Raw genomic sequence first — 22,142 nt, forward strand, 5'->3', positions numbered from 1 at the left:
ATCTAATAAAATTGATAAGGGGTAAATAATGTCAGAAGTTGACAATAAACAAAAAACTAATTCTGAATATTCATTACAAGTTGATTGTGCTTCAGCTTTGAGTTTCGTTTTACAACAAAATTCAGTGCCCCTAATCCGACAAGTTCTAATATCTTCTACTGAAACAATTTCTGACTCTCGAATTATTATTCGTTCTAATCCTGAATATTTCAAAGAACATACCATCCATATTTCAAGCTTAGAAAGTGATCAACTCTTAGCTCTAGATAAACCAAAATTAGCTTTTGATATTCAAATGTTGCAAGAGCTACCTGAAAATATGAAAGGGAGTATTGAAGTACTCTGGTTGAATGAAAAAGAAGAAGTGCTGGCAGAACAGCGGTTAGAAATAGATGTATTAACTATTGATACTTGGGGCGGAGAACGTCAGCCAATTGAGTTGTTGGCGAGTTTTTCACAACCTAATTCTTCAGCACTCAGCCCAATTTTAGTTAAAGCGAGTGAGATCTTAAAAACAAAACAAATCGGTTCATTAAGTGGATATTTAGAACGAGATCGGGATTCTGTTCTATCTCAGTTGAATGCACTATGGGATTCTTTGTTACCACACGATATTCATTACATTGTGAGTCCAGCAAGTTTTGTTAAATCGGGACAACGGATACGTTTAGCAAAACAGATTTTTGAAGAAAAACTGGCGTGTTGTTTAGATAGTACAATGTTGTTAAGTGCCTTGGCTGAACAAATTGGTCTTGATACGTTAATCATTATTGAAGAAGGACATGCCTATCTTGGTGTTTGGTTAAATGAAACCCCAAATGTTGATTTAATTATTGATGATATTCAGGCATTAAGAAAACGTTATGATTTGGGTGAGATCGTTTTTATAGAAACGACGTTACTTACACAACAAGCAAAATTCACTTCCGCACTTGAAACTGCAAGACAGTATATTAAGGATGAATCTCGTCAGAATAAATTTTATCTTGCAATTGATGTTCGTCAGTCTCGATTGCGTGGTATTAAACCAATTTCTGCACATCTGGAAAAGAAGAATCACCTAGATGACACAGAGATTGAATGGGCATCTGCATCTATTCCTAATTACGATGTTGACCGTTCTGTTGAAAGTAAAACTACAAGGGTTGATCGTTGGTTACGTCGATTATTAGATTTAAGTCTTCGTAATAAACTCTTAAATTTTAAAGATAACCGTTACAGTATTCCTTTACAGTGCTCTGAGTTAACACTAAGCAAACTTGAAGATGCGCTTGCAAATCAGGAGGGTTTCTTATTTAAGAGTATTGATAGTATTTCGCTAAAAGATGTCCAGCGTGAAAATGAAAGCCAACATATTTATCAGTATGTTGATGAAAGCCTTTCTAGAAAATTATTATTTAGTCCTTTAGATACACCCTTATTAGAAAAGCGCCTGATTGAAGTCTATCGTGCTTCGCGTACTGCTTTAGAGGAAGGCGGGGCTAATACATTATTTCTGGCCGTTGGTTTTCTTGAGTGGAAAGAGTCAGAACGCTCGAAACGTACTTTTAAAGCCCCATTACTACTTATTCCTGTACAGATTACGCGTGAGACAGCTAAAACAGGCTATCGTCTATTTATGTACGATGATGAGCCACGTTTTAACTCCACTCTATTACAACTATTAAGACAAGACTTTGAACTTGATATTGCTGGCTTGAATCCATTACCAACAGATGACTCTGGTGTGGATGTTAATCAGGTTTTACATATTGTACGGAAGGCGATTGTAAATATACCGGGATGGGAAGTAAAAGCTGAGGCTGCTATTGGTCAATTCTCATTCTCTAAATATTTAATGTGGCTTGATTTGTCTTCACGGATGGATGAACTGAAAAATCAAGCAGTAGTAAATCATCTAATTGAATCCCCAAGGGAACCTTTTATTAAACAAGATGAATTCCCTCAACCTGCTCAATTAGACCAACAATATAAGCCACAACAATTATTTACTCCTTTATCGTCTGACTCTTCGCAGTTAGCTGCAGTCATGTCCGCAGCATTAGGACGCACCTTTGTATTGTCAGGTCCTCCTGGTACAGGTAAGTCACAGACCATTACCAATATGATCTCTCAATGTTTGGCGGATGGTAAATCTGTATTATTCGTATCTGAAAAAATGGCTGCTTTAGAAGTTGTTTATCGCCGTTTGACACAAATTGGCTTAAGTGAATTGTGTTTGCAGTTACACTCATCCAAATCCCAAAAAATGGAAGTACTGGATCAACTGAGAGAAAGAGCGCAGAAAAATAATGATCCTTACTTTTTAAGTGCTCAACCTAAAACAACAGAATGGCAGAAACTTTCAGACAGATTAATTCAAACACGAGATGAGCTGAATCAACATGTAAAAAATCTCCATACATCACACCCTATTGGCTGGAGTTTGTATGCCGCAATGAGTGATGAACTTCGTTATCGGAATACACCGCATTTACGTTTTCCTGATATCAATATTGCGACGTTAACAGCAGAAAAACGTGAGCTACTGAGTGAGAGCGTGACACAAGCTGTAAGTTTACGTCAGCTCGTCAATGAAAATGTTAAAGATGTATTGAATGGTTTTGCGGAAGGTTTGTCTGAGCCGATTTGGAGCCTAGCATGGCAAGAACAATATCAAATATTGCAAGATCAACTTGTAGATCAGATACAGCATTTGCAAAGTTCAGTTTCTATTTGGCAAGAAGTTTATGGATTTGGTGAAAAGCAAAATCTGAGTCAGGTTAAACATGATGTCTCTATTTTTACGGCATTATCCGATGTTGTTCAGCAAACTGATTTAAAATTATTAAGTGTTATTAAAGATTTAGATTTAAATACGATTATACAAGCGAAGCAGTTAGTCCAAGATTTAAAACAGCAGCGTTCTTCGTTAGTTGGACAATACCAATCTCAAGTGTATCAAGCAGATTTAAATCAAATTGCCTTTAAATGGCGTGAAGCAGAATCAAAAATTTTCCCATTCTCATGGTTCGCTAAATTCCAACTAAGAAACTTAGTCAAAACTTATCAAAACTCAACTCAACGTCCTACAGCTTTGGCAGTTGCTCATGACTTGCCAATATTGCAACATATCCAAAGTCAACAACGACAATTCACTGAATGTGAAAATCAGTTGGCAAGTAAATTGGGTTCTTACTGGCAGGGTGAAGATAGTGCATGGCAAAGTTTTGAAACTATTCACAATCAGTGGCAAGAAATTAAGCAAATCGTTGCATCAACAATTACAGATCAAGCAACTTTATTAAAAGCTGTAGAGTTTAGTAAAAATAATAGTTTGGATGAAATAAAACAAAATATAGCTCAGGTGGAAAATACATTCGGTCAATTGTTGAATGATCATGCACTGAAAGGCGATATCCAACTTACTCCATATCTAGATATTAATTTTAGTGAAATTCTTGAAAGACAAAAGCGATTACAGCAACACAGTTCATCTTGGAGACATTGGTTAAATTGGCAAGCTATAAAGAGCCAGTTGATTAAACAAGGATTAAAACCCTTCGCCTTTGAACTTTTAAATACCCGATTGGAACTGGATGCTGCTTTAAAAAGCTTGAATATTAATTTAGCAAGACACTGGATTACTCATCAATTTAGTCAACATCCAGAATTAAATCAGTTCAATAGCCAGCAACATGAACAGAAAATCCAGACTTTTGCACAGCAGGATAGAGAACATCAGCTTGCTGCGAGCCATGAGATTATTCATCGTTGGAATGCTATTTTTAGCGAACAAGATAAATATAAGGCGCAGTGGACTGTTCTAAATAAAGAATTAGGCAAGAAACGTCGTCATATTCCTGTACGTGAATTAATGCGCCAGATTCCTGATGTATTAGTAGGGCTAAAGCCATGTCTATTAATGAGTCCGTTATCAGTCGCTCAATATCTGGATACTGAAGCAAAATTTGATGTAGTGATTTTCGATGAAGCATCACAGATTCCAGTATGGGATGCGATTGGTGCATTAGCGAGAGGTAAGCAGTCAATTGTGGTGGGTGATAATAAACAAATGCCACCAACAAGCTTCTTTGGTAAGGGAGATTCTGAAGAAGAGGTTGATGAGGAAGTCACTGAAGACTTAGAAAGTATTTTGGATGAATGCCTTGCTGCTCAGTTACCTGAGTTGGCTTTGAACTGGCATTACCGCAGTCGTTATGAAAGTCTCATTCAGTTTAGTAATCAGAAATACTACAAAGGTGGTCTATTTACTTTCCCTGCACCTGTTGCTAAGGATACCGCTGTAAAACTTCATATGGTTGAGGGTGTTTACGATAAAGGGGATACGCGTACCAATACGAATGAAGCTAAAGCAATTGTTGAATTTATTATTCAGCATTTACAGTCACAGTTAGGACAAGAGAACCCTTTGACCCTAGGTGTTGTGACTTTCAATATGACGCAGCAAAAGTTGATTGAAGATTTGTTGGATAATGAGCTAGCAAATCATCCTGAGTTAGAGACACTCAGTAAATCAGGCATTGAACCTTTATTCGTTAAGAATTTAGAAAATGTGCAAGGAGATGAACGCGATATTATCGTTTTCTCCATTACCTATGCAAAAGATCAAGATGGTCGTTTATCAATGAATTTTGGTGCGCTTAACCGTCAAGGTGGTCAGCGCCGTCTAAATGTAGCAATTACTCGCGCCCGCCAAGGTTTACATGTTTTCTCTGCCTTAAGTCCAGAAGAAATTAATTTGGCACGCACCAATAGTGAGGGCGTAAGAGATTTAAAAGACTTCCTAGTTTTTGCTCGCAGTGGTCAGTTGCATTTAAATTATGTTGATCAAAGTAAAAAGCAGACTAAAAAAGAGTTCGTACAGTACCTACAAACTAAGCTACAAGAACAAGGCTGGAGTGTGGATCTTGGAATAGGACAGGGTGATAGCTGTGTAGATTTAGCTATTAAGGATGATTTGAATTCGGGTAGTTATATTGCAGGTGTTATTGTAGATGGTGAAAACTATGCTAAAGCTGCTACTGCACGAGATCGAGATCAACTTAGACCAACAGTTTTAAATGGATTAGGTTGGGAAGTTCTATCGGTTTGGACAGTCGATTGGTGGTTAGATCCAAATCAAAACTTAACTGAATTGATAAAAATATTAGAAGAGATAAAAGCGAATCAAAATGTTGCTTAAATTGTCTAGGAACAGATAGGGGTTGGCCTTATCTGTTCCTAGTCTTATTGAATAACGGATTACTAAATTTTAACTGGTAGATATAATACTACTGAGCATCTTCAACGAGATCTAGTCGAGGCACCTAGTTCATTTAGCAACTTTGTTAAAGGTCCATCGTTTTTTTAGTTGAACTTTTTTAGAAACTATAAGGTTGAAGTTAACTTGAAATTCAAGGCTTTATTTTTGGTATGTAAAATCTTTGAAATTAAAAAGAAATAAAATAAAAACAATTAAAGATTAAAAAGATACAAAGTTAATTAGAGTCTTAATATAAATTTTATTTTTAAAAGACGATTAATATGATTGGCCTTAAAGTTAACTTTAAGCTTGATATAAATATTCAAACCTTAATAACGAACCTATAAGCAGATTTTCAGCAGGAGAATAAAGATGGGATATGTAACCACAAAAGATGGCGTAGACATTTTCTATAAAGATTGGGGACCACAAGATGCCCAAGTTTTATTTTTTCATCACGGTTGGCCTTTAAGTTCAGATGATTGGGACACACAACTACTTTTCTTTTTGGGACAAGGTTATCGTGTTGTAGCTCATGATAGACGGGGACATGGTCGTTCTAGTCAGGTGTGGGATGGTCATGATATGGACCACTATGCAGACGATGTTGCAGAGGTGGTTAAACATCTCAACATTAAAAAAGCAATTCATATTGGCCACTCAACAGGCGGCGGCGAAGTGGTTCACTATATCGCTCGTCATGGCGAAGAAAATGTTGCAAAAGCTGTGCTTATCAGTGCAGTACCACCATTGATGGTTCAAACTGAAAATAATCCCGAAGGTTTACCAAAAGAAGTATTTGATGACTTACAAAAACAGGTTTTGAATAACCGTGCACAATTTTACCGAGACCTTCCATCTGGGCCGTTCTATGGTTTTAACCGACCTGATGCAAAACCATCTGATGGAATAATCTCCAACTGGTGGCGTCAAGGAATGATGGGGGGAGCAAAAGCACATTACGATGGGATTATGGCGTTCTCACAGACTGACTTTACCGAAGATTTAAAGAAAATCACGATTCCTGTTTTAGTCTTGCATGGTGATGATGACCAAGTTGTGCCTTATAAAACTTCTGGGGTGAAATCGGCAGAATTGCTTCAAAATAGCCAATTAAAAATCTACCCAGGTTTTTCTCATGGCATGTTAACGGTGAACCATGAAATTATTAATGCCGATTTATTAGCCTTTATCCGTGAATAATTAAAAATAAAGACAACAGATTTTGAAAAGAGGCATGCTGAATGCCTCTTTTTTAGTTCATAACTTTACTAAGCACACACTTTCAGTAACAGGTTTCTATGCTTTGATAAATCAATGAACAGAATTATAAATATCAAAAATGAGGTGAAAAGATGTCTAAACGCATATTACATGTCGTGACCAATGTTTCACGTTATAAAGATGTAGATGAACCCACAGGTCTATGGTTAGGTGAACTTACTCATGCCTATGATGAGTTTGAAAAACAAGGATATATTCAGGATGTTGTGAGTCCGAATGGCGGGAAAACACCTATTGAACCAAAGTCACTAGGTGCGTTGGTTGCCGATAAATCGGTAAAAGCGAGAGAAGATGATCAGGCATTTATGACCTTACTGGCCAACACCCATAAACCGTCAGATATTCATTGGGAAGATTATGACGTGATCTATTACACGGGTGGTCATGGGGTAATGTGGGATTTTCTTGATAACCCTGAACTTCAAGAAATCACCAAAAATATTTATGAAAAAGGCGGTATTGTTTCAAGTGTTTGTCATGGTTACTGTGGCTTACTTAATGTAAGGCTTTCCAATGGTAAACGGCTTATAGAAGGGAAAAAATTAACTGGCTTTGCATGGAGTGAAGAAATTTTAGCAGGGGTAGCAAAAAAGGTACCTTACAATGCCGAAGAGTTAGCAAAAGAGTATGGTGCAGACTATGAAAAGGCTTTAATTCCATTTGCACCGCATGTGGTTCAAGATGGAAATTTAATTACAGGCCAAAATCCATTTTCTGCTAAAAAAACGGCTTTAGAAATTATAGAAGCTTTGGAAAAGACTTAAGTTTTATGTATTAAAAATAATCCCCAAAAGAGAAGTCAATCATGACTTACAACTTTTGGGGATTGGTCTATTTTGAAAGCTAACATTAAGGAACAATAACAAAATCAGGATTTGCTATCGCAAACACAGCCTCACGGTCTGCCGCAGGTGGATAAATCCAAACAGTATTAATTTCCTGCTTAATTTTTTTGGCTTCTTCACGAACAAATTGAACCTGACGGTCCCAACCTTCGCTATAAAGAGCACCCCAAGGGCCTAAATCAACACAAGTCACATACTTCGGTTGACTATATGCATGTAACGGTAAATCAACCAATTCTGCCGCAGCATTGTAACCCGCCACACGGCCTAGGCTCATGGCATGTTGGCAAGACATCACGTTAAAATTACCTAATTCATCAGTTGGAACTTTTACAGTATCTCCCGTCACAAAAACATTTTTTGCTTCAGGTGCATGTAAATAAGCATCCCCAATCAAACGGCCTAAATTATCTTTTTCACCAGAAATTTGAGAAGTGAGCGAGTTAGCTCTCATGCCAGCAGTCCAGATCACGGTTTCTGTTTCAATTCTTTCGCCATTAGAAAGTATTACCCCTGATGCATCAAGCGCAGTAACGCGTAGGCCAGCTTTACCTTCCACACCGAGTTCTGTGAGAGCTTCTTGAATAACAGTAGCAGCTTGGTCACCCATTGCCGCACCAATTTCTGTAGATGAATCTACTAAAACTACACGCACATCAGTTTCACCTAAAATACTACGCAGGCGTTCAGGCATTTCTGTGACAGTTTCTAGCCCAGTTAAACCGCCACCTGCAACTACAACGGTATTACGTGCTGCATTTGCAGGTTTATTGGCTAAGTTTTTAAGATGTTGATCTAGTTTTTCGGCATCTTTTAGTGTACTTACGCTAAAGCCATATTCTGTAAGACCCGGTATAGGAGGCATAAAAGTGGTACTTCCGGTTGCCAGAATAAAACGGTCATAGCTTAAGGATTGTTTATTGCCATCAGTGGTTGAAACTTCGATGCTCTGTTGGTCGACATCAAGTTGATTTACCCAACCTGCCTGAAATTTAACCCCAACCACGCCTAGTAACTCCGAAATATCAGGGTTCATGTTTTCTAGTACAGCTTCATAAAGACGAGGGCGAATACCAACATTCGGGCTAGGGGAAACCATCACTACTTCAATGTTTTGTTCTTGCGATGCTAAATGAATTGCTCTTTGTGCAGCAAGTGCAGCCCATAAACCAGCAAAGCCAGAACCAGCAATAATAATACGTTTACTCATTTGATTATCCTTTTGATAGGTTTTTTCGGACAACAAATTCCAGCTCATCACAAAATTTAGGGTGAGCGAATCCTTTCTCTGATTGTCCGAAAAATCTGAGAAGGCGTTTAAAACGATTAGGGGAGTTTTAGCTTAGGGTTTGAGGCCCTATCAGCTCGTTAGTCGGGGGTGTCCCGCGATATTTTATTTTTCCGCATTTTTGCTGTTCTTCCTTCAATGCGATCATTGATCCAGCCATTTACATCACTAAAAAATACGTCGGGTGCGTAACGGCCAAAACGGTCTGCAATATCACCAAGTGTATGAGCACCTAGCGCATCTCGCATGGCTTTTTCGGCCTGTAGCATCACAGCATGCACTGCACACACACCACTGGTTGCCCAATCTGGCGGGGCATGATTAAAGACCGCACATTTCCCACGGACTTCTTGGCACTCAAAAAGCGGTTTTTCACCTTCGATTGCATTCACAATATCTAAAAAACTGATTTCATGAGCGGATCGAGCGAGTAAATACCCACCACGAACACCTTCTTGAGCAATAACGAGACCTGCCTTTTCAAGTTTAGGAAAAATCTTAGCCATAAAACTCGGAGAGACTCCTTGTAATTCAGCCAGATCCTTACTACTCAAAGGTTTATCTTCATTGTTCACAAGAAAAAGAAGACAGTGAATCGCATACTCGACGCTACTAGTGATATAAGCCATTTAATTTCATAATTGATCAATTACAAACACAGACTAATAGAGTCTGTGTTTTAAGTCAATAATAAAACTAAGACAAAGTTAGTCCTAGTTTTATTTAAAGATAATGCAAATAAGTAAAATTAACGTTATATATCTGAATTTAAATACCTTTAAAGAGAAATAAATAATTTAAAAAATATCGAAAAACTTACGAACGCCACCAATAATTTTCGACATTTGGCTCATTTAGATTTAGGAGTTCACCCATTTGCGGTGTGCTAATGCCTAAATCTTTTTGCTTAGCCAAATCTACAATTCGTTCAAATGGGTCATCCCAAGCATGAAGTGCTAAATCAAAAGTCCCATTGTGCACAGGCAACAAATGACGACCTTTTAAATCGATATGTGCTTGTAAAGTTTGCTCTGGTTGCATGTGAACATCTGGCCATTCTGGGTCATAAGCTCCAGTTTCAAGCATTGTAAGATCGAAGGGGCCATATCGATGTCCGATTTCTTTAAAGCCATCAAAATATCCCGTATCACCGCTAAAAAATACACGCAGATCACTATCAATAATCACCCATGATGCCCATAAAGTTGCATTACTGTCACTCAAGCTTCGGCCCGAAAAATGATGTGCAGGGGTGGCAACCAGTTCTAAACCATCAATATGTGTCGTATCCCACCAGTCGAGTTGTTGAACCTTTTCTGCTGCAATGCCCCATTTAATCAGGGCATCACCCACACCAAGCGGTGTTATGAAATGCTCAACTTTGTCTTTAAGTTGCATTACTGCGTGGTAGTCCAAGTGGTCGTAGTGGTTATGCGACAAAATCACGCCTTTAATTGGCGGTAGTTCGGCAATGCTGATTGGCGGTTGGTGAAAACGTTTTGGTCCAATCCACTGAAAAGGTGATGCACGCTCCGAAAAAACAGGGTCGGTTAGCCAAAATTCATCGCGCAATTTTAACAATATGGTCGAGTGCCCCAGACGAAATAGGGAACGGTCAGGTGCACTAAGAAGTTGTTCTTTCGACAAGCTTAAAACTGGAATTTGTTTATTTGGAACTGTGTCTTTCGGTTTGTTAAATAGAAACTTCCACATCAACTGAAGTGACTTACCAAAAGAAGGCTTGTGTTGGTTCGGACGTGTATTTCTAAATTTGCCATCATGCTGTTGTGACGGCATTAAGGGAGAAGGCAAGTCTGTTGTGTTTGAAATAGTCATCTTGTTTTTCCTTTAGTTGGAATAAACCTATATGTGCAAATAAGAACTTTAAGAGTACTTATTAATATCTATATAAATGAGTATTTACTCACTCATTAATTGATTCAAAAATAAGGACGCCGTAGGTCCTTATCTTTTATTTATATTGAAACTGCATGCCAAAATGCTTCAAAACCTGATTTGCGATAACGCTCGGTTTGAGAAGGGTCTTGGGCAATAAAATTCAGTGTGACTTCCGCAAGTGCCCCCAAAATTGAAGCAATAAATAACGGTGGGTAATCACGTAGTGTTCCACTATTAATATGTTCTTGAATATTTTGGGTCAGATCGCAAAAGGTTTGCATACCAATTTGTTTACTTTGCTCGGTAATTTGTTCAGAGGTTGAAAGCTGTGCCATTACTTTGCGTTTGAGTGGAGCTTCTAAACTCCAGTCCAAATAGCTTTGCCAAATATGAGACATTTGTGTTTGCAAATCGGAGTGAGCAGGGTAATTGAGAATCATGACCTGACGCAGTTCAGCTTTTAGTGAAAGATAGAGCTGATTAAGCAACTCTTCTTTGCTACTAAAATAGGTAAATAAAGTACCTTCCGCCACGCCAGCGACTTTAGCAATTTTTGAGGTAGACGCACGTTCACCAAGCTCTGCCAATGTTTCAATAGCAGCACTTAAAATTGCATTACGTTTATCTTCACTACGAGGACGAGCCATACACAAATATATTAATTGAGTGATTACTCAATCATACATAAAAATAGCTAGAGTGCAAGAAATGTTTTGTAGAGGAGGTCAAATTTACGAACACGCCAATAAGTTCAGAATTTTAAAAAGATTATAGATTTATTTTATATTGTTAAGCTTACATTTAAGGTTTTCCTTAAATATGTAATTAAATGAAAAACAATAATTAATTAAATATTTTCTAGCCAATTTCACATTGACACCTTAAATATTGCAGATTACCATTTGCGGGCTGGCCTACATTGCCAGTCGGTTTTGACGGACCGATGATCGACCACATCAGATTATTCCTTCTGAGGAATAGTTTCATGTGTGCACACCTCGTTCCCTCCCGTAGCGGTAGGACGGGAGTGGGACACTTTCGAGTGTGCTGGATGTCGAACCCAGTCCGTCAACCCACTTCCGTTCTGCCACCATAATTTATAATGTTTTGGCAGAACTCCCAATAAAAAGGAGTTGGCTTTGCACATTCATTATTTCTTGGCAGCCTTTGCCAAAAGCTATATCGACACAACTTAACCCATCTTTAAATGGTTTGATGGCCTTTAGGCTTGTCGAACTTTAAATCATTTCGTTTAAAAACTTAGCAACAATAAAACTTGAGATGTGCCAAGCACAGTCTTTATGGCTTTGCCATGCCTTTTTTCACCCTTAAAAGGGTCAAGGCTTTTTATATCTCATTTATATACAACAAAAATTTATTTTATAACGGTAAAACTATGCCACATTCAGATCTTCCATTTCGTGCTTTAAGCGTGCTTCATTCTGCAAGATATCTTTTTAATAAACATGGCTTTCACAATGTCGGGGTAGACCGAATTATTGAAGCAGCAAAAATCCCGAAAGCCACGTTTTATAATTATTTTCACTCAAAAGAACGTCTGATTGAAATGAGTCTGACCTTTCAAAAAGATGGGCTTAAACAAGAGGTAATTTCAATCATCCATGTCCAAAAAGAATTAACGCTAGTTGAAAAACTTAGGAAAATATACTTTTTACATGCCGATTTAGAAGGGCTATATCATTTGCCGTTTAAAGCTATTTTTGAAATTGCGAAAACACATCCAAAAGCGTATCAGGTCGTAATTGAATACCGAAACTGGTTGATCAAGGAAATTTATAATCTGCTTTTAACAACTCATGCAAATGCTTCAAAGCAAGATGCACACATGTTCTTGTTTGTGATTGATGGGGCAATGGTTCAGCTTTTAGACCCAAACAAACCAGATGAAAGGGAGAGATTGCTTGAGTATTTTTTGTTGGGGTTGGGGTGAGAGAAAAGCATTTTAATCTATGAATCTAAAATAAAATTTGTTTTATCAAGTAGTCAATGTAATTTATATTTTTAGAAAATTTAAATAAATGCATCTTTATTAGTCATATATTTTTATCTTCAATCATAAAATTTACAATGAAAGAAAATGTCACATGAAGGAGGTAGCTTTATAATGATAAGGATGTAAATTTAAAAATGAATCATATTAAAGAATGGACAATTAATATGGCTAATCAAAAAAGTGATCAACACCGGCAACAAGAGAGTGATCAAGATCGCCAAAATAAACAGCAAGATCAACAATTCGAGCAAAACCAACAGGATCAACAACAGCAACAAAACCACCAATACCAACACCATATACCAAATCAACAGCGGCAACAAAACGTGAAAGATCAGAAAGATATACAGCGGCAAAAAGATCAGCAAAACTGATAAAACTATCGCAAATGTATAAAAAACCTCAATATCTCATTGAGGTTTTTTATACATATTTAAGCCGATTTCTTGTAGCAGAAAGCATCCTATAAATATCATGATTTTTTATTTAAGGAATATTCTTATTGGTCAATCAATTATTTCAAAATATGGTGGGAGCTGGAGACGGCGAGCTTGATCATTCTGGATTAATTCGTGAGTTAGAGAGGATGAATCATTTACCTCTTTGATTTTATAAAGCTACTACGAATGGTCGAGTAATTAAGATCTTTAATGATTTGACCATTCGTAGTGTTTTTTATTTAAATAAATGCTCAAAGTTCAGCAATATTATTTAAAACGACTTTCCCTTTTGCTCGTCCAGTATTTACATATTGGAGCGCTTCTTTAATTTGAATAAAGTCATAGATTTGGTCAACTACGGGTTTAATTTTTCCAGCTTCGACCAATTCGGAAATTTTTGAGAGCTGCTGTCCATTTGGCTGCATAAATAGAAATGAATAGGTAACGCCACGTTTTTTTGCTTTATGTCGGATTGACCAGCTTAGAAGCGGGATAACACATTTTAGAAAACGGTTCAGATTAAATGCTTCTGTAGTAGCTTGATCGGGTGGACCTGCAAGACTGATAAGTCGCCCACCACGTTTAAGTACATTGACTGATTTCTCTAAGGCTTTTCCACCTTGCGTATCTAAAACCACGTCATAGTCTTTAAGTTCTTGCTCAAAATCTGTCGTTTTATAGTCAACAATGATGTCTGCGCCTAGCTCTCTAACCCAAGGAGCGTTTTTACCACTTGTTGTAGTTGCAACAATAGCCCCTAAGGATTTAGCAAGTTGAATTGCGATTGAGCCAACACCACCTGAACCTGCATGAATCAGTACTTTTTGTCCTGGCTGAACTTTTGCCATTTCAACCAGAGCTTGCCATGCTGTTAATGTAACTAAAGGTAAAGAGGCCGCCTGTTCCATAGAAAGATTTTGAGGTTTAAGTGCAAGTGAAGACTGTTGAACCACAGTATATTCAGCAAAAGCACCGTTTAAATCTGTCTTGGCATAGACTTCATCTCCGGCTTTAAACTGTGTAACGTTCGATCCAACTTCGACGACTGTACCTGCAAAATCATTGCCTAATATGAAAGGAAACTTCAGTGGCAGAATTGCTTTAAGTTCACCCTCTAAAACTTTTAAGTCGAGAGGGTTAATACTTGCAGCATGAACTTTAACAAGCACAGCGTCTGCTGTCAGTGGTGGTTGAGATTGTTCATTGAGCTGTACGTCATCAATGTTGCCATAACGGCTAATGTAGGCTGCTTTCATTTGAAACCTCTATTTCTCGAAATTATTTTTAAAGTTTTATAGGCTTGGGTTTGTTCTAAACTTTCAAGCTGCGGTGAATTAATTTGTCAAAGATCTTTGCAGGTGCAAATCGTCTTAACGCTTTTAAGCTTTTTGCAGTTTTTCCTGCTGTGTAGCGTGGTACGACCTGCTGGCTTTGAATGACGGTTAAAATTGTATTGGCAACCACACTCGGGTCATCTGACTTATTAATTGAATTAATCATTTGTTTATGTAGCTTTTCACGCGTTTGATCGTAAAAAGAAATTTTATTGTCTGCTTCGAGTAAGTTTACTCCCAAAGACGTATTGGTGTAAGCAGGTTCAATAAGTGACACACGAATACCTTGAGATCTTAATTCGTGATCTAAAGATTCAGAGTAACCTTCAAGTGCATGTTTTGATGCAGAGTAAAGTGCGCCAAAAGGCAGAGGTAAAAGCCCAAGAATTGAACTGATATTTAAGATCAATCCTGATTTTTTCTGACGCATATGGGGAATCACTGCACGAGTCATTCGAACCGCACCAAAAAAGTTGGTATCAAAAATAGCCTGTGCTTGTTGCATTGAGCTTTCTTCGGCACCAGCAGGCGCTATTGCAAACCCAGCATTATTAATTAAGACATCAATTTTTCCTTCGGTTGCTATTACTTTCTCAACGGCTTGGGCAACTGAATTGTCTTGATTTACGTCTAACTCAATAAGATGGAATTTGTATTTTGATGAATCTTTTGCTTGTCGGCTTGTGCCATAAACAATAAATCCAGCCTCATGTAAAAGGTTTGCTGTTGCTAAACCAATACCAGAAGATGCACCTGTAATTAGAACTACTTTGCTAGTCATATCATGTTCCTTACTTAAATTTTGTAGTCAATTAACGAATGAATTTCGACTTGATTTTTTAATCATAATCTAAAAATAAAATAGTTACTACTAAAAAGATAGTGACAATATTTTTTTACATGCGTATAGTGGGTATTAAATCGATACTTACTCTGTTTTTATCTTTTCTCACTTTGAAAGATCACTCATAAAAACAGATGAATCAGATCAATGAATTAAATTTGAGGATCAGAGAAATGAATTTTTTAATAAATACAGTTGCTATGAGTTTGACGGCGATATCTATTTTTAGTGCTCCCTTAACTCAGGCAGAGGTTGTGCCATCGGTCTCTTTTAATGAACCATCAATTCAGGCACATAAAGTGTCATCAAGTGCTGTTAGCAATCCGCAAGCAGGGCAACACGCCGAGCAAGATACAAATTGGAAGAATGTACCAACTCAATTTATTAGTGCAGGTGGTGTTAACTTCGCTTACCGAGAATATGGTCAACAAAACGGTGGAACGCCTGTCATTTTCTTAAACCATTTAGCTGCTGTACTAGATAACTGGGATCCACGAATTATTGATGGAATTGCGGCAAAACATCATGTTGTTGTGTTTGATAATCGCGGCGTTGGTGCTTCGACTGGTGAACCAGCAAAGTCAATTGAACAAATGGCAGATGATGCGATTGCTTTCATTCAAGCAAAAGGCTTTAAGCAGGTTGATTTATTCGGCTTCTCGATGGGCGGCATGATTTCACAAGAGATTGCGCTAAAACAGCCGAATTTGGTTCGAAAAATGATTTTATCGGGAACTGGCCCTGCGGGCGGTACTGGAATTAGTACAGTCGGGCGAGTTTCTAATTGGGATTTAGTTCGTGGAATGGTGACTGGTCAAGACCCTAAGGTTTATCTTTTTTTCACTCGTACAGAAAATGGTAAAGCTTCTGCAAAAGCCTTTATTCAACGTATTAATGAACGTACCGAAAACCGTGATAAAGAAATCACCATTTCTGCCTATCGTGCCCAGCTCAAAGCATTAAAAAAATGGGGAAGTAAAAAACCTGCTGACCTTTCTGTGATTCAACAACCTGTTCTTGTTGCCAATGGTGATCATGACCGAATGGTGCCAACAGTAAATACTTATGATTTAGCAAAGCGCTTACCGAATAGCTCACTTGTTATCTATCCAGATGCAGGTCATGGGGGAATATTTCAGTTTAATGAAGATTTTGTAAAACAATCACTTACATTCTTAGCTAAATAAGAACTTAAATTTAGGACTATGACCATGACAACAATTACACACCAAACAGCCGAGACCCAATTCATTGAAGTAGATGGAGCAAATTTTGCCTATCGTCGATGGGGTAATGCAAATACAGAGCAACCACCGCTATTTTTTCTTCAGCATTTCCGAGGTGGTTTAGACAATTGGGATCCACTGATTACTGATGGTTTAGCGCAAGGGCGTGAAGTCATTTTGTTTAACGGTCGCGGCGTTGCTTCATCTACTGGCCAGCCCCGTACTCGCATTGAAGATATGGCAGACGACGCGGCAGCAGTTATTCGTGCACTAGGCTTAAAGCAGGTTGACCTATTAGGCTTTTCACTGGGAGGGTTTCAGGCACAAGATTTAGTACGCCGTCATCCTGAACTCGTCAGAAAACTAATGCTTTTAGGTACGGGACCAAGAGGTGGCAAACCACGTGGAGATGATCCAGAAGTCGCTGCTTTGGTATTGAAGCATGCAACAACTACTGTGCCTTCTGAAGAAGACTTCCTCTTTTTATTTTTTGGCCGATCTGAAGCTGCTATTCAGGCGGGTCATGAATTTTGGCAACGTCGCCATGAGCGTAAAAACCAAGATCCAGCAAGTTCAGTTGAAGTCATGCAGGCACAAATAGAAGCCAATATGCATTTTTTACCTAAACTTGATGAACAAGATCCTTTTGCACATTTACGTGAGATTAAACAACCTACTTTCATTTTAAATGGTGTCGATGATGTGATGATTCCGACCATCAATGCATATCACATGGCACTTAACATTCCAAACGCTCAGCTATTTATTTATCCCGATGCAGGACATGGTGCCCAATTTCAGTACCCTGAACGCTTCGTAAAACATGCAATACAGTTTTTAGATGAATAATACCCATGAGTTCGGTCCATTCAATTTGATGAATCAAGAAGATAAAAATGATGAAATTTAAATTATTGCTGTGGATGCTGACCAAGCTCATGCAGCGTGCTGTAAAAAAGAACCCGAAATGCGCAGCTTATGTGAAAGATAAAAATGTCATCTTTCAGATTCAAACAGCAAGTGGTGAAGGCCGCTATTTCGAAGTAAAAAACGGCAAGATTAACTCTTATTCAGGGCTAACCAAGTCACCAAGTTTTACCTTTACGTTTAAAACGGGTAGCAAAGGGTTTGCCGTGTTGTCAGCGAAAGACAGTGTAAACACTTTTTTAACTGCACTTAAAACACAAGACCTTGTCATTACCGGAAATTTTGTGGATGTGATGTGGTTTCAAAGTTTAGTGGACTTTATTCAACCCCATTCAAAACCCTCTTTAACTGTGTGAGATAAGCCATGACTCATCTGCAATTAAAAACGAATCTTTTGAATCAGCCTTTAACTTTACCGAATGGTGTCATCATTCCAAACCGCTTAGCGAAGGCTGCAACCAGTGAAACTTTAGCCAGCTATTCAAATAATCCAAACGAAAAACATGTTCGTCTATATCAGCGTTGGGCTGCATCAGGGATTGGGATGATCATAACTGGCAACATTATGATTGACCGCAAAGCCTTAGGTGAGGCTGGAAATGTGGTGGTTGAGGATGAGCGTGATTTTGCAATTTTACAGAAATGGGCAAAAACCGTGACCGAACAAGGTTCTCAATTGTGGGCACAGTTAAATCATCCAGGAAAACAATCACCGAAAGGATTAAATGTACGTAATATTTCTGCATCGGCAGTGCCATTTGGTGCAGAAATGCAGTCTTTATTTGCAACACCTGATGAAGCGACACACGAAGAGATTTTAGAAATTATTCAGCGTTTTGGTCGTAGTGCTGCGATATGTAAAAAGGCTGGATTTAGTGGAGTTGAGATTCACGCTGCGCATGGTTATCTAATTAACCAGTTTTTGTCACCTTTGCACAATTTAAGAAATGACGAGTGGGGTGGTACACCAGAAAAACGTCGCCGTTTCTTAATGGAAGTTTATGCAGAGATCCGAAAACAAGTCGGTAAAGAGTTTCCTATCGCGATTAAGCTTAACTCGGCAGACTTTCAAAAAGGCGGGTTTACGGAGCAAGATTCTTTAGAAACAATTCAAGCATTAGCGAATGCAGGCATTGACCTGATTGAAATATCGGGTGGTACCTACGAATCTGGAGTAGCCAAAGCTCCACAAAAAGCATCGACAATCGCACGCGAAGCTTTCTTTATTGATTTCGCAGAAAAAGTGAGAACACTCGTAAAAACGCCGTTGATGGTAACAGGTGGATTCCGAACTGTAGAAGGTATGGATCAAGCTTTGCAGTCACATGCATGTGATGTCATTGGAATTGCAAGACTTATGGCAATTGAACCTGATGTACCCAAATCTTTACTGGCAGGAAAAAATGGTTTTCAGTCAGTGCAACCCATCAAAACTGGCATTAAGAAAATTGATAGTCTGGGGATTATGGAAGTACTTTGGTATACCCAACAACTCAAACGGATTGGTAAAGGTAAAGAGCCGAAACCTAAGGAAAGTGGGTTATGGGCATTTATTAAATCAGTTTTACTCAGTGGTTGGGGAACCTATGCAACCCAACGTAGCCGAGTAAAATAACCAATTTTTTCATTAGGATAAATTGCCTGAAACGCTCGGGCAAAAGAGTTTGAGTCCCCAAAGCCTAATAGAAAAGATATTTCAGCCCTAAAAGTGTCAAAACTGCCAAGTAGATACTTAAATATTTACGCAATTTACTCATTCTTTTTTTAAGGATATGAAATGAAAAATTACTTATGTAAATGGATCCCACCACGTGCGGATTTTCTTGGAACGATGTCTGACGATGAGAAGAAATGGATGGGGCAGCATGGCGATTTTTTAAATAAACTTCTCGATCAAGGCGTTATTGTCGCCCATGGTCCCGTTATTAATGATGGGAATGGGTACGGCCTTTCGCTTTACCAGATTGCAGATGAAGAGGATATCACTAGCTTCACGTCACAAGACCCTATCGTAAAAAATGGTGTCGGCCATTATGAGCACTACGTCATGCTTCATTTGGCTTCACGCCTCTAATTTCTTAAATTTATAGAAGACATTATTATGAATATTAAAGGTTCAGTCGCACTTGTTACAGGTGCAAATAGAGGGCTGGGAGCAGCTTTTGTACGTGCATTACTCGCTGCTGGTGCCAGCAAAGTCTATGCGGCAGCACGTGATCCATTGAGCATAACAATTGAGTCAGGTGTAGTACCTGTTCGTTTGGATGTGACCAGTCCAGATGAGGCTGAAGAGTTAGCACGAAAACTGGGCGACGTAAATTTATTAATAAACAACGCAGGTATCGGTGGATATGGGGCTATTCTTTCTCCATCATCTATCGATTTACTTCGGGATCAGTTCGAAACAAATGCAGTTGGGCCACTGCGGGTAACTCAGGCATTTGCACCAATTCTGGCTACTCACCATAGCAGTGCTGTAATCAATGTGATCTCCGCGTTAAGCTGGGCTACTTTACCTGGAGTTACGGGTAGTTATAGTGCTTCAAAAGCAGCAGCTTGGGCTTTGAGCAATGCTATGCGACAAGAGTTAAAAGCACAGGGAACAGAGGTTTTGTCGCTGCATGTTGCTTTCATGGACACAGACATGGTTCGTGGATTAGCTGGAAATAAAACTTCACCTGATGTTATTGCACAAATGACGATAGCTGCTTTAGAGAGAGGGGAATCTGAACTCTTAGCAGATGAGATTACCCAAAACGTGCATGCTGGATTGACAGCCGAAACGCCAGTTTATCTAGGCATGCTTGAGTAAATTAATAATGAATGAATATAACAAGCTCTGATCTGTAAAAAGCACTCTAACTGAGTGCTTTTTTATATTTATATTATTCGCTTTTTAGGCGAATAGGGCGAGTGCCAATTTCAGCTCCCGTCATTTGGTCTAACACAATAGGTTTGATTTCAGTACCTTGTTCTGCATCAAGGAAAGTCACCATTTTTTCAGGCTGTTCATAAGGTTTGTATTTTCGACCCCATGCGCCAATCACAAATAAAACAGGTAAGAAGTCTTTGCCTGCTTGAGTTAATACATACTCTTCACGCGGTGGGTGTTCAGAATATTGTCTTTTTTCAAGTAAACCTTCATCTACCAACACAGATAAACGTTTTGTTAGCATTGTAGGTGCAATACCTAAACTTTTACGAAACTGATCAAAACGAGTAGATCCTACATGCGCATCTCGTAAAATCAACATGCTCCACGCATCACCGAGCACAGAAAGGCTTCGGGCGATTGGGCAGACTTCTAGATCGATATTTTTACTCATATAACATTAATCAACTGAATGGTGACTACTAAAAAAATAGTAACACAAAGTAGCGAATTAAGCGAGTTTGAATGCTTAATATACAATAATAAGTCTATGTCCTGAGTCAATTTTGAACTATGTCTGCACTAGGCTGACTTTCTAATAACTTGGATAAATTATTTTCAAGCCAAGTAGTTAAATCAAAAAGTCGTTCGGAAGCCTCTCGTCCAAAGTCTGTTAATTGATAATCTACACGAGGCGGTATTTCTGCATAATCCTGACGTACGATAAAACCATCGTGCTCAAGCGTTTTTAGGGTTTGTGCTAACATCTTTTCACTAATGCCATCAATAATTTTCTTTAACTCATTAAAACGCAGACGTTGATCTCGAAGTGCAACTAAAATCAAAACACTCCAACGGCTAGTGAGAGTTAATAAAATTTTTCGAGAGGGACAATCTGCTGCAAAAACGTATCCTTTCATCGCTCACCACCTTAATTACAAAAGTTTACATTTGTTTCTAAACTTACTTTTAGGTAAGTACTTACTTTTAGTAAGTTAAGGTACTACGATGATTGGAATATATCAACTACATCAGATGGAGATCATCATGCGTATTGCAGTTACTGGTGCATCAGGTCAACTCGGCCAATTGGTTATTTCTCAATTACTCGAACGGACTGAGGCAAAAAATATTGTCGCATTAGTTCGGAGTCCAGAAAAAGCATCAGATTTAAGCTCAAAAGGAATCGAAGTGCGTGCTTTTGATTATGGCCATGACGCAGATAAACTTTCGGTTCAATTGGCTGGTATTGATAAGCTTTTATTAATCTCATCGAGTGAAGTTGGTCAACGTACAGTACAACACCAAAATGTGATTAATGCGGCAAAACTTGCAGACGTAAAATTTATTGTTTACACAAGTTTATTAAACGCAGATACATCACCGCTTCTATTAGCACAAGAACATGTTGAAACTGAACAATATTTAAAAAAATCGGATATTCCACATACGCTATTACGTAATAACTGGTACAGCGAAAACTATGCAATGGGACTTGCACAAGCAGTTGAGCATGGCAAAATTTTTGGGGCAACGCATCACGGCAAAATCGCTTCTGCTTCACGCTTAGACTATGCGACTGCTGCCGCTGTGGTATTAGCGCAAGAAGGGCATGAAAATAAAGTTTATGAACTAGCAGGTGATACGAGTTACACCCTTGATGATGTTGCAAAATGGGCAAGTGAAATTAGCAAAAAAGAAGTAATTTACCAAGACCTACCAGAAGAGGAATATAAAGCACTCTTGGTACAGTTGGGTATACCAGAAGGGTTTGCTGGCATTTTGGCAGATTCAGATGAAGGTGTATCTAAAGGCGGCTTGTATAGTGATAGCAAAGATCTACACCAGTTAATTGGTCGTGCCACTACAAGTATGCAAGAGACGATTAAAGAATTCTTATCTTAAGTTAACGCTATAGCTCTTA

General features: G+C 38.4%; 20 protein-coding genes and 1 pseudogene. 13 read left to right on the forward strand and 8 right to left on the reverse strand.

Annotated elements, in window-relative coordinates; all coding sequences use genetic code 11:
• The first annotated feature begins 28 nt into the window (after window positions 1-28).
• From HL290_RS04270 to HL290_RS04280, 3 genes are all read left to right on the forward strand, one after another.
• Entirely contained in the window at window positions 29-5,185 is a 5,157-nt protein-coding gene (locus HL290_RS04270; RefSeq protein WP_198495690.1) for a DUF4011 domain-containing protein, read from the forward strand.
• A gap of 432 nt (window positions 5,186-5,617) precedes the next feature.
• Complete coding sequence (locus HL290_RS04275) at window positions 5,618-6,448, forward strand: alpha/beta fold hydrolase (protein WP_198495691.1); 831 nt, start codon at window positions 5,618-5,620, stop codon at window positions 6,446-6,448.
• A 152-nt stretch (window positions 6,449-6,600) separates the two neighbouring features.
• The gene (locus HL290_RS04280; protein ID WP_198495692.1) at window positions 6,601-7,293 is read left to right on the forward strand and encodes a type 1 glutamine amidotransferase domain-containing protein; all 693 of its coding nucleotides are present in this window, start codon (window positions 6,601-6,603) and stop codon (window positions 7,291-7,293) included.
• Between the two features lie 85 nt (window positions 7,294-7,378).
• On the opposite strand, the gene HL290_RS04285 is transcribed toward HL290_RS04280, so the two are convergent.
• The 4 genes from HL290_RS04285 to HL290_RS04300 all read right to left on the reverse strand — a co-directional run bounded on the left by HL290_RS04285 (window position 7,379) and on the right by HL290_RS04300 (window position 11,208).
• Complete coding sequence (locus tag HL290_RS04285) at window positions 7,379-8,584, reverse strand: NAD(P)/FAD-dependent oxidoreductase (protein ID WP_198495693.1); 1,206 nt, start codon at window positions 8,582-8,584, stop codon at window positions 7,379-7,381.
• Window positions 8,585-8,742: 158 nt separating this feature from the next.
• The gene (locus tag HL290_RS04290; RefSeq protein ID WP_198495694.1) at window positions 8,743-9,291 is read right to left on the reverse strand and encodes an RrF2 family transcriptional regulator; all 549 of its coding nucleotides are present in this window, start codon (window positions 9,289-9,291) and stop codon (window positions 8,743-8,745) included.
• Window positions 9,292-9,478: 187 nt separating this feature from the next.
• Entirely contained in the window at window positions 9,479-10,498 is a 1,020-nt protein-coding gene (locus tag HL290_RS04295) for an MBL fold metallo-hydrolase (RefSeq protein ID WP_198495695.1), read from the reverse strand.
• A gap of 140 nt (window positions 10,499-10,638) precedes the next feature.
• Window positions 10,639-11,208 carry a TetR/AcrR family transcriptional regulator gene (locus HL290_RS04300; protein ID WP_198495696.1) on the reverse strand — a complete coding sequence of 190 codons (570 nt, stop codon included), beginning with the start codon at window positions 11,206-11,208 and terminating at the stop codon, window positions 10,639-10,641.
• 749 nt (window positions 11,209-11,957) lie between these two features.
• Here HL290_RS04300 and HL290_RS04305 point away from each other — a divergent pair.
• From HL290_RS04305 to HL290_RS04315, 3 genes and pseudogenes are all read left to right on the forward strand, one after another.
• Window positions 11,958-12,512 carry a TetR/AcrR family transcriptional regulator gene (locus HL290_RS04305; protein WP_198495697.1) on the forward strand — a complete coding sequence of 185 codons (555 nt, stop codon included), beginning with the start codon at window positions 11,958-11,960 and terminating at the stop codon, window positions 12,510-12,512.
• 227 nt (window positions 12,513-12,739) lie between these two features.
• Window positions 12,740-12,949 (forward strand): hypothetical protein, encoded by a 210-nt coding sequence (locus HL290_RS04310; RefSeq protein WP_151744914.1) that lies wholly within the window; start codon window positions 12,740-12,742, stop codon window positions 12,947-12,949.
• A 131-nt stretch (window positions 12,950-13,080) separates the two neighbouring features.
• Window positions 13,081-13,182, forward strand: a pseudogene (locus HL290_RS04315) (NAD(P)-dependent oxidoreductase); the annotation flags it as partial.
• A gap of 84 nt (window positions 13,183-13,266) precedes the next feature.
• Here HL290_RS04315 and HL290_RS04320 read toward each other — a convergent pair.
• Both HL290_RS04320 and HL290_RS04325 read right to left on the reverse strand, forming a co-directional pair.
• Window positions 13,267-14,271 (reverse strand): NADP-dependent oxidoreductase, encoded by a 1,005-nt coding sequence (locus HL290_RS04320; RefSeq protein WP_198495698.1) that lies wholly within the window; start codon window positions 14,269-14,271, stop codon window positions 13,267-13,269.
• 55 nt (window positions 14,272-14,326) lie between these two features.
• Complete coding sequence (locus HL290_RS04325) at window positions 14,327-15,130, reverse strand: oxidoreductase (protein ID WP_004642960.1); 804 nt, start codon at window positions 15,128-15,130, stop codon at window positions 14,327-14,329.
• Between the two features lie 236 nt (window positions 15,131-15,366).
• Between HL290_RS04325 and HL290_RS04330 the strand changes: the two genes are divergently transcribed.
• The 6 genes from HL290_RS04330 to HL290_RS04355 all read left to right on the forward strand — a co-directional run bounded on the left by HL290_RS04330 (window position 15,367) and on the right by HL290_RS04355 (window position 20,158).
• Complete coding sequence (locus HL290_RS04330; protein WP_198495699.1) at window positions 15,367-16,380, forward strand: alpha/beta fold hydrolase; 1,014 nt, start codon at window positions 15,367-15,369, stop codon at window positions 16,378-16,380.
• A 24-nt stretch (window positions 16,381-16,404) separates the two neighbouring features.
• Window positions 16,405-17,268 carry an alpha/beta fold hydrolase gene (locus tag HL290_RS04335; protein ID WP_198495700.1) on the forward strand — a complete coding sequence of 288 codons (864 nt, stop codon included), beginning with the start codon at window positions 16,405-16,407 and terminating at the stop codon, window positions 17,266-17,268.
• Between the two features lie 47 nt (window positions 17,269-17,315).
• A complete protein-coding gene (locus tag HL290_RS04340; RefSeq protein WP_004642957.1) occupies window positions 17,316-17,702 on the forward strand; it encodes a hypothetical protein in 387 nt (128 codons plus the stop codon).
• Window positions 17,703-17,710: 8 nt separating this feature from the next.
• Window positions 17,711-18,961 carry an NADH:flavin oxidoreductase/NADH oxidase family protein gene (locus HL290_RS04345; protein WP_198495701.1) on the forward strand — a complete coding sequence of 417 codons (1,251 nt, stop codon included), beginning with the start codon at window positions 17,711-17,713 and terminating at the stop codon, window positions 18,959-18,961.
• A 162-nt stretch (window positions 18,962-19,123) separates the two neighbouring features.
• Window positions 19,124-19,420, forward strand: coding sequence for a YciI family protein (locus HL290_RS04350; RefSeq protein ID WP_198495702.1), 297 nt, complete (start codon window positions 19,124-19,126; stop codon window positions 19,418-19,420).
• 27 nt (window positions 19,421-19,447) lie between these two features.
• The gene (locus HL290_RS04355) at window positions 19,448-20,158 is read left to right on the forward strand and encodes an SDR family oxidoreductase (protein ID WP_198495703.1); all 711 of its coding nucleotides are present in this window, start codon (window positions 19,448-19,450) and stop codon (window positions 20,156-20,158) included.
• Window positions 20,159-20,231: 73 nt separating this feature from the next.
• Here HL290_RS04355 and HL290_RS04360 read toward each other — a convergent pair whose 3' ends face one another.
• On the reverse strand, window positions 20,232-20,672 hold the full coding sequence (locus HL290_RS04360) for a winged helix-turn-helix transcriptional regulator (protein ID WP_003651925.1): 441 nt from the start codon (window positions 20,670-20,672) through the stop codon (window positions 20,232-20,234).
• Between the two features lie 106 nt (window positions 20,673-20,778).
• Window positions 20,779-21,138 (reverse strand): winged helix-turn-helix transcriptional regulator, encoded by a 360-nt coding sequence (locus tag HL290_RS04365; RefSeq protein ID WP_003651924.1) that lies wholly within the window; start codon window positions 21,136-21,138, stop codon window positions 20,779-20,781.
• Window positions 21,139-21,265: 127 nt separating this feature from the next.
• On the opposite strand from HL290_RS04365, the gene HL290_RS04370 reads away from it, so the two are divergent.
• Window positions 21,266-22,123 carry an SDR family oxidoreductase gene (locus HL290_RS04370; RefSeq protein WP_198495704.1) on the forward strand — a complete coding sequence of 286 codons (858 nt, stop codon included), beginning with the start codon at window positions 21,266-21,268 and terminating at the stop codon, window positions 22,121-22,123.
• Window positions 22,124-22,142 lie beyond the last annotated feature (19 nt).

The sequence above is a fragment of the Acinetobacter sp. AC1-2 genome (genome assembly GCF_016124155.1).
GTDB lineage: Bacteria > Pseudomonadota > Gammaproteobacteria > Pseudomonadales > Moraxellaceae > Acinetobacter > Acinetobacter calcoaceticus.

Coding starts and splice junctions, on each gene's coding strand:
- HL290_RS04350 (WP_198495702.1), top strand. CDS start 19,124: ATGAAAAATTACTTATGTAAATGGATCCCACCACGTGCGGATTTTCTT.
- HL290_RS04360 (WP_003651925.1), bottom strand. CDS start 20,672: ATGAGTAAAAATATCGATCTAGAAGTCTGCCCAATCGCCCGAAGCCTT.
- HL290_RS04275 (WP_198495691.1), top strand. CDS start 5,618: ATGGGATATGTAACCACAAAAGATGGCGTAGACATTTTCTATAAAGAT.
- HL290_RS04335 (WP_198495700.1), top strand. CDS start 16,405: ATGACAACAATTACACACCAAACAGCCGAGACCCAATTCATTGAAGTA.
- HL290_RS04325 (WP_004642960.1), bottom strand. CDS start 15,130: ATGACTAGCAAAGTAGTTCTAATTACAGGTGCATCTTCTGGTATTGGT.
- HL290_RS04305 (WP_198495697.1), top strand. CDS start 11,958: ATGCCACATTCAGATCTTCCATTTCGTGCTTTAAGCGTGCTTCATTCT.
- HL290_RS04285 (WP_198495693.1), bottom strand. CDS start 8,584: ATGAGTAAACGTATTATTATTGCTGGTTCTGGCTTTGCTGGTTTATGG.
- HL290_RS04300 (WP_198495696.1), bottom strand. CDS start 11,208: ATGGCTCGTCCTCGTAGTGAAGATAAACGTAATGCAATTTTAAGTGCT.
- HL290_RS04370 (WP_198495704.1), top strand. CDS start 21,266: ATGCGTATTGCAGTTACTGGTGCATCAGGTCAACTCGGCCAATTGGTT.
- HL290_RS04355 (WP_198495703.1), top strand. CDS start 19,448: ATGAATATTAAAGGTTCAGTCGCACTTGTTACAGGTGCAAATAGAGGG.
- HL290_RS04365 (WP_003651924.1), bottom strand. CDS start 21,138: ATGAAAGGATACGTTTTTGCAGCAGATTGTCCCTCTCGAAAAATTTTA.
- HL290_RS04340 (WP_004642957.1), top strand. CDS start 17,316: ATGATGAAATTTAAATTATTGCTGTGGATGCTGACCAAGCTCATGCAG.
- HL290_RS04310 (WP_151744914.1), top strand. CDS start 12,740: ATGGCTAATCAAAAAAGTGATCAACACCGGCAACAAGAGAGTGATCAA.
- HL290_RS04295 (WP_198495695.1), bottom strand. CDS start 10,498: ATGACTATTTCAAACACAACAGACTTGCCTTCTCCCTTAATGCCGTCA.
- HL290_RS04270 (WP_198495690.1), top strand. CDS start 29: ATGTCAGAAGTTGACAATAAACAAAAAACTAATTCTGAATATTCATTA.
- HL290_RS04330 (WP_198495699.1), top strand. CDS start 15,367: ATGAATTTTTTAATAAATACAGTTGCTATGAGTTTGACGGCGATATCT.
- HL290_RS04345 (WP_198495701.1), top strand. CDS start 17,711: ATGACTCATCTGCAATTAAAAACGAATCTTTTGAATCAGCCTTTAACT.
- HL290_RS04280 (WP_198495692.1), top strand. CDS start 6,601: ATGTCTAAACGCATATTACATGTCGTGACCAATGTTTCACGTTATAAA.
- HL290_RS04320 (WP_198495698.1), bottom strand. CDS start 14,271: ATGAAAGCAGCCTACATTAGCCGTTATGGCAACATTGATGACGTACAG.
- HL290_RS04290 (WP_198495694.1), bottom strand. CDS start 9,291: ATGGCTTATATCACTAGTAGCGTCGAGTATGCGATTCACTGTCTTCTT.